General features: G+C 45.1%; 14 protein-coding genes. 5 read left to right on the top strand and 9 right to left on the bottom strand.

Features of this window, described 5'->3' with window-relative positions:
* Positions 1-10: 10 nt before the first annotated feature.
* The gene (locus QW597_02245; protein ID MEM0155409.1) at positions 11-1,141 is read left to right on the top strand and encodes an AAA family ATPase; all 1,131 of its coding nucleotides are present in this window, start codon (positions 11-13) and stop codon (positions 1,139-1,141) included.
* Here QW597_02245 and QW597_02240 read toward each other — a convergent pair.
* The 6 genes from QW597_02240 to glyA form a co-directional block, all read right to left on the bottom strand.
* A complete protein-coding gene (locus QW597_02240; GenBank protein MEM0155408.1) occupies positions 1,125-3,119 on the bottom strand; it encodes a type B DNA-directed DNA polymerase in 1,995 nt (664 codons plus the stop codon). The two genes, QW597_02245 and QW597_02240, sit on opposite strands and share 17 nt — an antisense overlap.
* Positions 3,116-3,367 (bottom strand): hypothetical protein, encoded by a 252-nt coding sequence (locus QW597_02235; GenBank protein MEM0155407.1) that lies wholly within the window; start codon positions 3,365-3,367, stop codon positions 3,116-3,118. The genes QW597_02240 and QW597_02235 overlap by 4 nt, the downstream gene beginning before the upstream one ends.
* Positions 3,349-3,813 carry a hypothetical protein gene (locus tag QW597_02230; GenBank protein MEM0155406.1) on the bottom strand — a complete coding sequence of 155 codons (465 nt, stop codon included), beginning with the start codon at positions 3,811-3,813 and terminating at the stop codon, positions 3,349-3,351. The genes QW597_02235 and QW597_02230 overlap by 19 nt, the downstream gene beginning before the upstream one ends.
* Before the next feature lie 141 nt (positions 3,814-3,954).
* Positions 3,955-4,338: a hypothetical protein gene (locus tag QW597_02225; GenBank protein ID MEM0155405.1), complete on the bottom strand. Its 384-nt coding sequence runs from the start codon at positions 4,336-4,338 to the stop codon at positions 3,955-3,957.
* A gap of 164 nt (positions 4,339-4,502) precedes the next feature.
* A complete protein-coding gene (locus QW597_02220; protein MEM0155404.1) occupies positions 4,503-6,347 on the bottom strand; it encodes a glycoside hydrolase family 15 protein in 1,845 nt (614 codons plus the stop codon).
* 106 nt (positions 6,348-6,453) lie between these two features.
* Entirely contained in the window at positions 6,454-7,743 is a 1,290-nt protein-coding gene (gene glyA, locus QW597_02215) for a serine hydroxymethyltransferase (GenBank protein MEM0155403.1), read from the bottom strand.
* Between the two features lie 174 nt (positions 7,744-7,917).
* On the opposite strand from glyA, the gene QW597_02210 reads away from it, so the two are divergent.
* Together QW597_02210 and QW597_02205 are read left to right on the top strand one after the other, a co-directional pair.
* Positions 7,918-8,457 (top strand): hypothetical protein, encoded by a 540-nt coding sequence (locus QW597_02210; GenBank protein MEM0155402.1) that lies wholly within the window; start codon positions 7,918-7,920, stop codon positions 8,455-8,457.
* Positions 8,458-8,548: 91 nt separating this feature from the next.
* Positions 8,549-10,210, top strand: a complete 1,662-nt coding sequence (locus tag QW597_02205; protein MEM0155401.1) for an NAD(P)-binding protein — start codon at positions 8,549-8,551, stop codon at positions 10,208-10,210.
* Here the strand turns inward: QW597_02205 and QW597_02200 are convergent.
* Genes QW597_02200 through QW597_02190 form a run of 3 tightly spaced genes read right to left on the bottom strand, consistent with a single transcriptional unit; the run spans position 10,207 to position 12,614 of the window.
* On the bottom strand, positions 10,207-10,944 hold the full coding sequence (locus tag QW597_02200; protein ID MEM0155400.1) for an RNA 2'-phosphotransferase: 738 nt from the start codon (positions 10,942-10,944) through the stop codon (positions 10,207-10,209). The genes QW597_02205 and QW597_02200 overlap by 4 nt on opposite strands.
* Positions 10,941-11,801, bottom strand: a complete 861-nt coding sequence (locus tag QW597_02195; GenBank protein MEM0155399.1) for a ribose-phosphate diphosphokinase — start codon at positions 11,799-11,801, stop codon at positions 10,941-10,943. Before QW597_02195 ends, QW597_02200 begins: the two co-directional genes overlap by 4 nt.
* Before the next feature lie 42 nt (positions 11,802-11,843).
* A complete protein-coding gene (locus QW597_02190; GenBank protein MEM0155398.1) occupies positions 11,844-12,614 on the bottom strand; it encodes an enoyl-CoA hydratase/isomerase family protein in 771 nt (256 codons plus the stop codon).
* 190 nt (positions 12,615-12,804) lie between these two features.
* On the opposite strand from QW597_02190, the gene QW597_02185 reads away from it, so the two are divergent.
* Both QW597_02185 and QW597_02180 read left to right on the top strand, forming a co-directional pair.
* Entirely contained in the window at positions 12,805-13,341 is a 537-nt protein-coding gene (locus QW597_02185; protein ID MEM0155397.1) for a GNAT family protein, read from the top strand.
* Between the two features lie 74 nt (positions 13,342-13,415).
* Complete coding sequence (locus tag QW597_02180; GenBank protein ID MEM0155396.1) at positions 13,416-13,889, top strand: peroxiredoxin; 474 nt, start codon at positions 13,416-13,418, stop codon at positions 13,887-13,889.
* Positions 13,890-13,907 lie beyond the last annotated feature (18 nt).

The following is a 13,907-nucleotide window of genomic DNA, read 5'->3' as shown; positions in this document are numbered from 1 at the left end:
GGTGATTGTATTGCCGAATGACGTGTCCCTGATCAGGGACCCCAACAGTTTGGATTTCTCATTCGTTCCGAGTTCTCTTCCAGCCCGGGAGTCCGAACTTGAGATCCTCAGGAATATTATAGTGGAACCCCTGAGGAATGGCGTCTCATCGACAATAATCATTTATGGTCCTTCGGGAACAGGCAAGACAGTTACAGCAAAGTATCTCATGAGATCTGACCCTAAGATCACCACGATCTACGAAAACGCGCTTTCTTTTGGGAATCTAAAGACGCTCCTTGTTGATGTTCTACTCAAGATTGGAAAAATCGTGCCAAATAAGGGGATCAGCTACCCGAACATATTCAGGCTCCTGAAAAGTCAGATACAGGGAACAGGAGGGAAAATGCTTATTGTCGTGGATGAAGCCTCCGGAATAATGAAGAAAGACCCTGACGGATTCTACAACCTGATCAGGGCCGAGGAACTGTACGGCGCAAAACTCTCCTGTATCCTCATATCAATAGATGATCCGACCCTCTATCTTACCGGGAAGCACCGGTTGGCCTTTGGAGTCTTTTCCTCCATAAAATTTAAGCCTTATTCACAGCGGGAACTGGAACTTATTGTTCGTGACAGGGCCCGTATCGCCCTTAGGAGTGGCTCTTATCCAGACACAATTATTTCAGAAATTTCTCTGATTGCGTCCAGGTTCGGCAGCGCAAGAGTAGCCATAGAGTTGTTGCAGAAGTCTGCGTACATGGCACAATCGACCGGTTCCGACGCCATATCATCGGAAGACGTCAGATCAGCCCAGGCCCTCATCAACCCGTACATTACGGAGAGCAAGCTCTCAGATCTCAATACTGATGAGCTTATTGTCCTCATGGCCATATGCAGAAACCTGTTTGACAGCCCTGAGACCGATATTCCAGGCACATACAGAACTGCTATGATGATTACAGAAACCCATGATCACGATCCCATTGACATACAGAAGATTTACAGGGTAGTGAGCAAACTTGAGTCCGTGGGAATCATCGACGCTAGAATTTCTGGGAGGGGTGACAGCAGGGGTGTTGGAAAGTACATTTTCATCAGCGATATACCGGTTAAGGTACTGTTTGACAAAATAGAGGAGATGATCAGCAGGTCAGGGTAGTCTGCAATTCATTTGCCTTGGACACCATGTATTCAAAACTCTCGAAGGATCGTTTCAGGTATCTGAGATAGAACTTCCTGTCTATTCCTGTTGATCTTTCTGGAACCTGGACAATACCATGTTCCCTGTCACTGATTATTATTGGAACTGACTCTCCGGGCATTATATCATCCCCGGAGTGCATAAATAGGTTTATTGCAGCTCTCTGTATATTGTTGACTTTATAGTCCTCTGCCCTTCTGGTAACTCTTGTATCAATGACAAAATCGTAGAGATCGAATGATGACATTTCCCTGATATATCTGGCCTCAAGCTTCTTCAGTTCCTGTGACATCGATAATATTTCTGTCGTAGTCTTGCAGTTCCTGAATATGTCTAGGGCTTCTGCCTGGAATTTCCTTGCAAATGCCGGAAAATCGCTTCGTCTTATCTCAAGACCACGTACTTTGAAAGTACCATCTTTCCTTCTTCCAAGATACTTTCCAGGTGACCCTATTCCTCCCTTGCTCGGAAAGAACACAATCCAACTGTATTCCCCGTCCACGACTATGTCTATCCGTGTTTTTTCTCTAATCTCCTCCAGCAGCAAGCCAACGTTTCCGTCGCCACTCAGCCACAGCGAGTCGACTATTCCATGTATAACATGAAAACCATGTTTTTCCGCCAGTTTCATAGCCACTGAAAGTGCCCACCGACCAATTCCTGTAATTGCCTCGTGAACCTCAATCCGTCCGAATTTTGCATTCTTGTATCCCGTGTACCCGAATGATGTCAGCAGCATCCATTTCAGGGCAATGTCCCTGCTTTGCAGCGTTTTGTTACCGTCTTTAACCGCCTTATATGTCAACCGACGGCTAAGGAGTCCCCCAAGAGCCTCGGATAGAAATCCTGCCGTGGTAGTGTCAACATGATATGATGTGCCTGGCAGCTCGGCTCCTTCGCTGGCAATAATGGTCTCAGGGGAAAGGTTATACCTGACAATGATGCTGGGATACATTGAAGAAAAATCTATCTCTATGACATTTTCATATATGCCAGGTTCCGGCTGCAGGACAATGCCTCCCTTATCACGTTCGAACAGCCCATCTGCTGCCTTTTCTTTCTCGTGATCGTCCTTATACAAAGGGACGAGGATGTTCTTCCTTATGGCATGGGAAACCTCAAGCGACGATACCGCTGTACCCGGTGTAACCCTAGACGCGGTGACTATTGGGAGCGATGACATACGTGATATCTCATAAAGCCCCGAGAGCCCTGCTTCAGAGTATATGAACGACTGCGAGCTTATACATATCTTCCCCGGAATGCTTATTTCAGGAGACTTATACATTACACGCCCATATGATTCATACGACGACCCCGTTCCTGTGCTGTGGTACGGAATTCTGTAACCCATATTCGAGATCTTATCAAGCGTCTTCTGGAAAACAAGCCTTGAATTATCATAAATTATAATTAGGTTATTATTTATGGCATCAAAAACGTCCAGTAAGACAGATCTCCTTGCATCTGTTCGCTTGTTGTTTATGCTTATCGATACAATATCGGATAGATCCGCCTTCCCTCCTATGACCACTGAGGGCATTTCCAGATCCATTTCAACGATTGAATCGAGATCAAAAAAAGATAGCCCTTTTTCGGACATGAAGCGAAGGTGCTGGTTTATCCCTGCATTGAACACCGAGAGTTTCCTGGACATGCCAATTGTCGATATTGCACCAACTATTTCGTCTATCTTGGATTGGCGCAGTGTTATGTCGATCCCATGCAGATTCTGGTGAATACTCCTTCGTACGGTGTGCTGGTACGATATGCCACGTACAAGATCAAGCTCCCTGGTTAGTCTTTCAAGATCATAGTCTGATCCAGAAACAAATATCCATGGATAGAAATTGTACTTCCGGCGTGTTATTCGATCGTACTCATATTCCCATAGAGTTATTGTGTCTGTTCCGGTGGCATTTATTATCTGTTTCAAAGGTCATCTTGTTCCTGCCTCTTTTCAAGCGCGAAAATCTTCTTAGAAAGCTCCATTATTATAGATATCAGAAATCCAGAGAAGCTATCCAGTGTTGATGCCGACACCTCCGGGGTATGTGCCTGCCCCAGAATCAGAATTCGTTCTAGTATTGCACAGTCTTCCCGCCTCATCACAGTTTCCATTTTCCTTACCTGATCTACTATGCGTCTGGTATCCTGCCTCGCTGTCAGTGTTGTTCTTCCCATGAATAAAGATCCCCCTCTGTGTGCTTTTCCTCTCTTTTTCCAGCTATGACAAAATGCCTGCCCATGTACTGAGAAAAGACATTCTCCTTTCCTATTACATAGAAGAATATTGTGCAGTCATGATAGTACGATTTTATCTTCATGATATCGTAGATACTCTGCAATATGTCAGATTCCCATGAAGATATGATCTGAGATACCAGCGCTATAAAATGTGGATTGCTATCTGCTTCCATGAGAGCTCTCTGAAGCTGGTATGATGTCAGGATCCTCTGCACCATGATCCCGGCCGCAACACTTTCTGGTAATTCTCTCAGGAAATCCAGCATGATTCCATCCGAAACCATCAAATGCCTGCGGGCATATTCTTTACTTTCGTCCATGAACCGGTTAAATTCCATGGTTTCAAAGTTATCGGATATGATCATCCTGAGGTGCCCGAACATATCCTGAACATAATGTCTTAAGAGAAAATCGTTTTGAGAGAGAAAAAAAATGAGAATGTAAGCTAAAGACAGGTTTCGGCGAGAAACGCTGGCATTACCGGTCCAGCTCAGCCAACAGTGAACTCAAGAACTGGCGGCCCATCATGGGCCCCTTCCCTTCCTCACCCTGTTGAACGTGCTCGTGAACTGATGCCCGAACAAGTGCTCCAACTCTTCGCTGGTAAAGAGTTTCAGTGCTTCAACAATGCGAGGATGAAGCGGCCTGTATGGAGGTATGGCCTCATTGGCCAACGCTACGTATGCAATGTAATCCGTTGCCAGGATATCCACATTATCAGGCCCGGTAATCTTAGCGGTCCTCACAATTGAAACAAACCACTTCTTAAATTCATCTAGGTATTGTTTCAGGTCATTGTCCCCGTTCCTGTGACCAAAGAATCCCTGTGGAGAACCTCTCATCTTCTGGGCTACAACCTTGTATGTGTACTCTTTCTCTATCATGCCCAGAAAGACCCGGTAATTCACGATTGATAATTTTTCTTAATTTATAAGAATTTAGGTACAAACGAACATATGCGCAGAGGTAAAAATGCCTCTCGGAGACAGATTTTTCCGCCAAGCGAATCTAACACTGGGAGACTCCGGGATTAGTTTAAGCTGGTGATCACACAGCATCTATTTGGCCAAGATCAGTAATTAAGGCTTGCCTTTCCATTATTCTTCAGGTTATCGTTTAGTTTCACGGCTGCTCTTATTATTCCTAGATGTGTTATTGCCTGCGGGAAATTGCCAATAAGTTCTCCCGTATCAAAGTCTATCTCCTCGGAGAAGAGTCCAACATGGTTTCCTAATGCGAGAAGGGTTTCAAATACCTCTCTCGCCCGGCGAGTCCTATTCATCGCGACCAGAGTTTCCACATACCAGAAAGAAAGGAGGGTGAAAGCGTTGTCTCTTCCCTTCAGTCCGTCATCTTCAAGATATCTCCTGAAAAGGAAATTATCCTTCATAAGGGTTTTCTCAATCAGATTCAGGGTACCAACAATTCTTTTATCGTCCGGGGGAAGGAATCCAAGAAGGGGCATCCTTAGCAGCGAGGCGTCAGTGTCAGGTGCACCATAATACTGCATGAAGCTGTTCTTCTCCTTATCGTAGCCCAGTTCAATTACTTCTTTCTTTATAGCGTTTTCAGTCTTTTCCCACTGTGAATATGGTGCAGTCATCTCAAGCATCTTCCCGAGTTCTCTTGCTCTGTGGAAAGCAGTCCATGACATCATCTTAGAATAGACGTAGTGTCTGGGTTCGGTCCTGAACTCCCATATGCTCGAGTCTGGCAGTTTCCACGTGTTGGACAGGTTGTTAAGGATGTCAATGACAAAATCCCACAAATATGAATTTATCAGGCCACCGATCTTTCCGAGATAATATATCGCATTAATTATGGACCCGTACTGATCCACCTGTAATTGTGAAGAGGCTTTGTTGCCTATTCTTACAGGTCTTGAAGACATGTAGCCCTCATAATCGAGCTCTACCTCGTCCAGATTATCTTTTCCATTGATCGAATATATTGTTCTGACACGGCCATCTTTCTCTATCATATTCATGATATCATAAAGGAACTTTGTTGCCTCCTTTCTGTATCCTATGAGAGCAAGGGCTTCGATTACATAGGCAGTATCCCGTATCCATGCGAACCTGTAGTCCCAGTTTCTTTCCCCACCTATGCATTCCGGAAGACTGGTGGTCGGAGATGCAACCATCAACCCTGTTGGCTCAAAGAAAAGACCCTTAAGAGTGAGGGCGGACCGATTTACGAATCCACTGTAAATACCGTGGTAGTTCCCCTGGTTACTCCAGGATTTCCAGTAATTCTCTGTATCTTCAAGTCTCGCATATGATTTGTAGTCGTTGAGCCTGTCCAAATGCTTGATGCCGTAGAGAACAACCATCCACTTGCTAGCCCCTCGTTCCAAGCTAAACTGACTTGAGATAAGTGGGCCAGTTCCCTCCATGCTAAGGTCTGTAGCAAGCCCGAGACTGTCGCCATTTCCACGGAACAATACGCCATTTTTGCTCCTGAACAGTTTTGGTTTTATGGTTCCATAGCCAAAGTTGGGCCTGAAGTCGACCCTGACGTCAACGTCATTGTATGGGGCTGCAATCAGCCTGTGTATTTCTGGAAAATTTATAGTCGTATATTCAGAAGAAGGTATGAAATCCGTAATCCTCAGTATAGTTTTATTGTCCCTGATAAAGTTGGTTGTGAGTATATTTGTATACTCCTCGTAGGCCTGCCTGACCACAATCTCTTTCGAGTCTAGGGGCATAATGGAGAAAAAACCACCTCTGTTCCTGTCAAGTATTGAATCAAATACAGGAGTGGAATTAAAGTTGGGGAGGCACGCCCAGTCGATGGTGCCATTCATGCTGACCAGAGCAGCTGTTCTGTTACTTACTATCATTCCGTGGTTTCTAATTCTGGAATAGCCGCCTGTATCAATTTCCCCGAAGTTGATAGTATCGCCAGTTGCCATGATTACCTATGATGCTGGTGATTAGGCGTCTTATAATAATTTTTACTGTGTATTTTCCTATGCATAAATGCCTGTCGGATAAAAATTTGTGAGGGTATTGCAGTTATCACTCTGCAACCCTTATGTAGCTGTAGGGTTTTAGCTTTCCAAAACAGAATTTGACTTCGTCGTGTTTTGCTTTAAGTTCCATTACTGCGGGTATTATCTTGTCTGGAGATTTTTTCCTGATCACAACATCAGCTATAAGTGATGCAATTTCCTTCATTTCTGATTTCCCGAAACCTATTCTAGTAACTTCCTGGGTTCCGAGCCTGATTCCGCTTGGATCTTGTGACTTCTTATTATCATCCCATGGAAGAAGGTTCTTGTTTGATATTATGTGAGATGCCTCCATTGCCTCCGCGGCAAATTTACCCCCTCCGTTTTCCCTTACATCTACAACGATTGTATGCGATTCCGTGAATCCTTTGTGTTCACCAAGAACTTTGAATCCCAGCTCACTCAAGCCCTGTGCGAGGGCCTTGGCATTCGCTATTACCTGATCTGCGTATGATTCCCCAAATTCAAGCTCTTCCGCAAGGGTAACCCCAAGTGCCGCCATGCTGTTAAGATGGTGATTGCTTATTGTACCTGGAAATATTGCTCTCTGGATAGCTTTCCATGTGTCATCATCGGTATTTCCTAGGATCAGTCCATGCTGCGGCCCTGGGAGTGTCTTATGTGTGCTTCCTGTTATGATGTCAGCTCCCTCTCTTAGCGGATCCTGAAACCTCTTTCCCGCAATGAGACCTAGAACGTGTGCGCCATCGTACCAGACCTTGCAGCCTACCTCGTCGAAAGCGTCTTTCATTTCCTTTATCGGCGTGGGGAAGAGGAAGACCGATTGCCCAAACAGGCATACCTTTGGTTTCTCCTTCCTTATGAGCTTAATGGCACCGTCTATGTCAATGTTCATGTTTTCCACATCAAAGGGATAGTTGATCACATTAACACCGCGAAGCCCCATGGCACCAAATTTTGCAGCACTTATGTGCCCTCCGCCGGAAAGTGGAGGGGCCGCTACCTTGTCCCCTGGTTTTGCCAGAGCGTATATGGCCGCGGTGTTAGCGTTTGTTCCGGACACGGGTCTCGGATCTGCCTGCTTAGACCTGAAAAGGCTCCTAGCCAGATCTATTGTCAAATCCTCAAGCTGGTCGACGTAAAAGTTACCCTGATAGTATCTGTGATGGGGAAGACCCTCTGCGTATCTGAATCCAAAATCTGTAAGAAGCATTTCCATGGCCATCGGGCTCATTATATTCTCAGAAGCAATGAGGGGGATGCTCTGCTCAAAAAACTTGTTATTGTCCATTGCCAATTGTCTTATCTTGTGAACCGCATCTATGTTTTTATCCATTTTATTACATCCCAAGTCAATATATTTAGGTTATCACGTAAATGTTTCTGGATTGGTATCGCCACGATAACTGCTAGATAGACATAAACTTCCTCGATCGGTAGTGATACCTTAATAAGTCAGGCTTCTTGCTTACATACGAGTAATAGATCAGTATATATAGAGGGATAGAAGATGGCTGATCTTGCTGAGGTGCTTATCATCGACAACCTCACCATTAAGCGCTTTGGCGAAACTTTTAATGTCAAAGGAGATGTGGGTGACTTCATAAGTTTCCACAACTTTCTGAATAACTGTCACATGCGGATAGAGGAGAAAGTCCTTTATCCCAACCTTAGGAAAGGCATATGGATGGACGAGAGATGGCTTTTCCGGAAGATGGATCAGTTTGAGGAAGACCATAAGCTTATAGACTCACTTGGGCAGGACATAATAAAATGGTACACTGAAAGAAATACAGAAATGTTAGACGAGCACCTCCCACTCTATTTCAGGATTCTGAGAGACCATGGAAACAGTGAGGAATCCTACGTTCTAAACAGATGGAGGCTGCTTCCTCAAGCGGAAAGAACTGACACAATGAGGGAGGCCATGATGATAATAAACAATTTCGGAAGAAAGCGATATGCAGAGTTGACTGATCTTTCCGACTCGGCCATCAGCTACATTTTCAGCGATTCGCTAAGTACCCTGAAACACCCTGCGAGAATGTAACTCTGATTCAAGCGATGTGCATTTTTTATCTTTTTCCTGCTTCGGAGAATAGATTGTTGGAGAATTAAATATCAGTATAAGATCAGGCACCATGGAATTACTGGAACCGGGTTACATCGGGAATCAAAGGATAAAGAACAGAATCGCAATGGCGCCAATGATATCAAACCTGGCGCAAGTGAACGGATTTACAAGTGAAGAACACATTGCCTACCTGGAAGAACGAGCCATTGGCGGAACCGGCCTCATTATAACTGAATACACATATGTGAATGACAGAAACAGCAGGGGATCAAGAAATGAACTTGGTGCGTACTCAATGAATATGTCACCCAAGCTTAAGAGGCTCACAGACAGGGTGCACATGCATGGATCAAAGATATTCATGCAACTGGTTCATGCTGGAGGAAAGGCAAACTATCAAATCAATGGGAATGAGAGCTTTGCCCCAACTGCGATGGAATACCTGGGACGACCCGTAAAGGAGATGACTCTTTCAGATATTGATTCCGTTAAAGATGACTTTGTCACGGCAGCTAAACTCGCTGAGAATTCTGGGTTTGATGGTGTTGAAATACATGGCGCCCATGGATATCTTATAGAGGAATTTATCTCACCAGCTCTTAATAAACGCGGAGACAAGTTCGGAGGGACGTTTGAAAACAGGATCAGGCTTCCGCAGGAAATAGCCGATTTGATCCGGTCAGAAACTGACATAGCGGTGGGGATCAGACTGAGCCTCATGGAATACGATCAGGATGGTTACCCACCTGACTATGGACTGAAGGTTGCCGAGTCACTCAAGAACATAGATTACGTGCACTTTTCTGCCGGCAGGAATGCTCCGCCTGGATCATCAGCCTCATTCTACAGTGAGCACCTCCACATATACAGGAAGTTGCCCCATAAGCCAAAGATCACGACAGTGATAGTCGGGTCCATAACCAGCAGAGAAGATGCTATCGAAGCCATGCAGAAGGCGGACTTTGTGTCGGTTGGAAGGGGGCATCTGGCTGATCCATACTTTGCAAAAAAAATTCTTAGCGGAGACCTTCCCCTGCGACCTTGCATAAGGTGCAACCAGAACTGCAGAGATCTCAACTATGGTGAAGTCAGATGCGCTGTCAATCCCGATCTTGGATATGAACTTAGAGAAAAACGGCACTACAAACTTAATGGGGATGTGGCAATAATAGGCGGTGGAATAAAGGGGTCTGAAGCAGCTCTTTACGCTTCAGCAAACGGCCTTAAAGTAACGCTCTATGAGAAGAGAGAGAGAATAGGCGGGCAACTCCTTGATGCCAGAGACCCGTTCAAAAAGAGAGAATTTGAAGCTCTGATCTCTTTTTATGAAACCGCTCTCAAGCGTGCCGGGGTTACGGTCAATACGGATATTAGCTATAAGGGAACCGGAATATATTGCCTCCCCGACATAACTTATCCTGATGTGCGCCTTCATGACGATTTCTTCATTGATACCAATGTTTACAGGTACCACGATGAGGTTCTGGATTTCTCCCTTAATGGAAGTGTGACAATGAGCAATAGAAGCCTGGCTGGGATGGACCGGGGGAGATCTGAAGGCTTCAGGACTCTGGCATTAGAGAGGGGAATAAAATTCACTGACCTAGAAGGTAAAAGGTTTGATTTTTCGCTCGTGGAGAAGGAGCAATATGACATCCGAAAAGCAACTATAGCTGGAAGGGAAAGAATGAATGAATATATCAGAGAATTTAGTAATGAATACCTTTAATTTTCTGATTTGTTAAGCTTCCTGTCCCTTCTTTCTTTTACCTTTTCCACTTCTGTTTTCTCCTCTTCTGTAAGAATGATCTCCTCTGCAGGGGCAACAGATACAAACTCAGGTGGTATTTCCTTTGCAAGGAATATATCAGCAGTGGCCCGATAGACAGGCCTTCCTGATTGTATAAGCCCCTCTGAGTCAACTACCAGAACTGATGGCGAATCAATATGGAACAGGCCGGAGACATAGGCCTGCCTGTAAGTCTTTGACAAATGTATCCATGTCTTGTCGGATGGTGTTATCCCGGTTTCTTTAATAAAATCGTATTCCTCGTCCGTTGTCTGATAATAGAGTTTGCCAGGTATATCATCGGTAGGGAGATCGTCCATCTCGACGGGAATGGTGTGCCCATAAGTCGCCCGCACTTCATGATTGCTGTTTAGTTCATACCTTTCCTTGGTATCCGTTTTGACCATTGCTTCCAGGTGATATGGTGTTAGCCAGATGAAATTCTTTTTTTCCGTCCTTATGGCAGGCACTATGGAGTATACCTTTATCCACCCATGTTCATTGAGCCTTATACCGTAATTTTCAGGAAAGTGCCTCAACATTCCGGCCAGTATCCTGCTGAGTCCTTCGATCTCAAGCTCATTCATAAGCCGCTTACCAACAACTCCGCATACAGGGCACTTTTCCCCCCTGTACGGACCGTGTTCCTCGCATTTCATTAGATCGTTCTTCATGCTGATTTCACCCCTATTTTATCCAAGATCTCCTTTGCAATGCTGATCTTGCTGGAACGTGTTTCGACGGTTTCTGTCACGGCCAAGTCATCAGCAATGTCCTCTATTTTCTTCTGTGATTCACCAACGAACAGCCCGTGTACAGCGGACACATATACCCTTGCCGCCCCCCGTTCTCTGATCAGTTTTACAGCCTTTAAGATTGTCCCACCAGTGGAAATCACATCGTCAACAACAAGGATGTTCTTTCCCTTTATATCAATATCTGGGAATTTCATCTCAACTGTACTGGAATCTATCCTCTTTTTGTCCAAATAAAAGCTTTCGGCGCTAAGTCTTTGGGCGACTTCTAAAGACCTTCTTGAACCGCCGTCATCGGGGGAGACCACATAGTCTATAGCCCGGTCCCTGTAGTGTGAGGCTATGGAGTCCATGATACTGATGTTCAGGAATGGTTTTGATGAATAGGAAAGAGTCTGTTCATCATGGATATCTATGGATATTATCTTATCCGCAAATCTCTCCAGCAGATACGTCCAAACTTTCGAAGACACGGGCTCTCCTTCATTGTACCTCATGTGCTGCCTAGCGTATCCAAAATACGGTATAATTGCCAAGATGCTCCTGGGTCTGAACTCCCTCGCGGCATCTATGAGAAGCATGGTCTCGATGAGGCTCTCGTCGTTAGTGGTGGAGCTGATCATCATTACTTCCTGATCCTTCAGATCTTTTTTGATCCGCAGGTAGAGTTCACCATCTGGAAACCTCCTGCGTTCTACGTCGGCAACCTGAGAATGCGTCCTCTCTGAAATTTCAGCAGCCAGTCTTCTGGATGTTGAACCTGCTACAATTATCATACTGCCAACCTCTATCGACTTGACTTTTAAAAGTTTTTATTCCTATTTCTTGCGCCTGTCAAGAAATCTTTTGATCCTTTCCTGCGTTTCAGCAGTGCCCAGAAGATAGCCGAAAGCTGCCGCCTCGTACTCCAGAGCGGAGCGCACATCCACTGTCGATCCATTTACCATCACCGATTTTATCATGCTTACCGTCTCGTAGGGCTTATTTGCTATTTTAGCCACAAGGTCTTTGACATAGTTCTCTGCAGACTCATCCGGAACAACCATGTCAACTAGCCCCATCTCGAATGCCTCGGACGCTGGCACTTTGCTCCCGGTAATCGCAAGATACATCGCTTTCCCGTGACCTACGATCCTGGGTAATACGACGTTGCCGCCAGCACCTGCATTTATGCCTATATCTACCTCAGGCTGTCCGAGAATACAGCTTTCTGTGGCAATCCTTATGTCTGCGGACTCGGATATCTCAAGCCCACCGCCAAGAGCATAGCCGTGCAGAAGGGCTATGATTGGTTTAGGAAAAGTTCTGAAGGCGAGAACGACCTCGTTGAGTTTCCTGTGGAATTCAATTGCAGACCCAGGGTCGATGCCAGCAAATTGGTTGATATCTGCCCCGGCTGAGAAATTTGCCCCGTTCCCTGTTATGATGACAGCTCTTATGGTTCTGTCAGCCTCGGCTGACCTGAGCGCTGAAATAATCTCATTAGCCATTTCAGCAGTTAAAGTATTCAACTTCTCCGGTCTGTTGAGCCTAATCCACAGGGAGTGATCTTCCCTATCCACAAGGATCTCTGAAGATTGAGATATCATATCTTTGAATCGATTACTATATATTAACAGTTCAGTTCCGCAGATATGGCGGACTCGATACTCTGCTTTTGATCATAATAGGTAGAATGAGATCAAAAACGATCCAAATCTGTATAACGACCAAATTATCTGATCAGCAAACACATTAAACGCTGCCAGAAATTAAATATCCGTCTAAAATGAGAGATAAATGAAAGCGTTGAAACTAGTGGGTGAAACCGTAACGCTGTCCAACGTCCTGAATGACAATTACGCAGAAGAGCTGGCGGAAGCAGCAAACGACCCGATCATTCCTGAGCTAATAGGAGGGCATAACTTTCCGCACCCTTACCTGAAAGAGGATGCGATCAATTTTTTTCACATGAACAGAGAAGATGGAAAGCAGGCTTTTGCTATGGATTTTATCATATTCTATGGAGAGAAAATTGCTGGGGTAATTGGGCTGAAGGACATTGACTACGAGGACCATAAAGCACACGTTGGTTACTGGGTAGGAAAGACATTCCGGTCCATGGGAGTCGCCACCGAAGCTCTGGGTCTAATTTGCAATTTCTGCAGGGAAACTCTCTCGATCAGACGGCTCCATACCGGAGTTCTAGAAAACAACGTAGCGTCTATGAAAGTTCTCCTCAAAAACGGTTTCAGTATCGAGGGATATGAAAAGGACTCAATGTATCTCAACGGAAGGTACGTGTCAATGTTTCGTTTTGCCCGTATTTTGCCCTAAGATCTACCGCCACAGTCTTTATGTGTCTGTTAGAACGTACCTAACGTTGAAATACTCGGCTTGATTGGGATTGTATGGCACTTAACATTGGCGATAAGGCCCCTGATTTCGAGGCTAAGGCTGACTCTGGTTCAACTGTGACCCTGTATGAAGCATTGAAGAGCGGTCCGGTCGTTTTATACTTTTATCCGAAAGATGAGACTCCCGGTTGTACTGCAGAAGCGTGTTCTTTTAGGGATAACTGGAGCGATATAAGGGAACTCGGTGCAACTGTGTATGGAGTCAGTTCAGACACCGTTGAATCCCACCGTAAGTTCAAGGAACACCGGAATCTTCCATTTACCCTTCTCTCAGATCCTGAGAGAGCCATAAGGAAGACCTATGGAGCCACTGGCCTGCTGCTTCCTCCCAGAATAACGTATGTCATAGACAAGGACGGCACAATAGTACACGTCTATAATTCCCAAATGAACGCAAAAAACCACTCAGCCGAAGCACTCACTGCACTGAATAAACTTGCGAAAAAATCAGAGACGCACGGTAAGTGATCTCCATATTTAAGTAAT

It is taken from the genome of Thermoplasmataceae archaeon (assembly GCA_038729425.1).
GTDB lineage: Archaea > Thermoplasmatota > Thermoplasmata > Thermoplasmatales > Thermoplasmataceae > B-DKE.
The sequence above is the reverse complement of the archived record's forward strand: the minus strand, read 5'-3'. Positions and strand labels throughout refer to the sequence as shown.

Excerpts from the sequence above, each read along its gene's own strand:
- QW597_02235 (MEM0155407.1), bottom strand. The coding sequence starts at position 3,367 with ATGGGAAGAACAACACTGACAGCGAGGCAGGATACCAGACGCATAGTA.
- QW597_02230 (MEM0155406.1), bottom strand. The coding sequence starts at position 3,813 with ATGTTCGGGCACCTCAGGATGATCATATCCGATAACTTTGAAACCATG.
- QW597_02220 (MEM0155404.1), bottom strand. The coding sequence starts at position 6,347 with ATGGCAACTGGCGATACTATCAACTTCGGGGAAATTGATACAGGCGGC.
- glyA (MEM0155403.1), bottom strand. The coding sequence starts at position 7,743 with ATGGATAAAAACATAGATGCGGTTCACAAGATAAGACAATTGGCAATG.
- QW597_02210 (MEM0155402.1), top strand. The coding sequence starts at position 7,918 with ATGGCTGATCTTGCTGAGGTGCTTATCATCGACAACCTCACCATTAAG.
- QW597_02205 (MEM0155401.1), top strand. The coding sequence starts at position 8,549 with ATGGAATTACTGGAACCGGGTTACATCGGGAATCAAAGGATAAAGAAC.
- QW597_02200 (MEM0155400.1), bottom strand. The coding sequence starts at position 10,944 with ATGAAGAACGATCTAATGAAATGCGAGGAACACGGTCCGTACAGGGGG.
- QW597_02195 (MEM0155399.1), bottom strand. The coding sequence starts at position 11,801 with ATGATAATTGTAGCAGGTTCAACATCCAGAAGACTGGCTGCTGAAATT.
- QW597_02190 (MEM0155398.1), bottom strand. The coding sequence starts at position 12,614 with ATGATATCTCAATCTTCAGAGATCCTTGTGGATAGGGAAGATCACTCC.
- QW597_02185 (MEM0155397.1), top strand. The coding sequence starts at position 12,805 with ATGAAAGCGTTGAAACTAGTGGGTGAAACCGTAACGCTGTCCAACGTC.
- QW597_02180 (MEM0155396.1), top strand. The coding sequence starts at position 13,416 with ATGGCACTTAACATTGGCGATAAGGCCCCTGATTTCGAGGCTAAGGCT.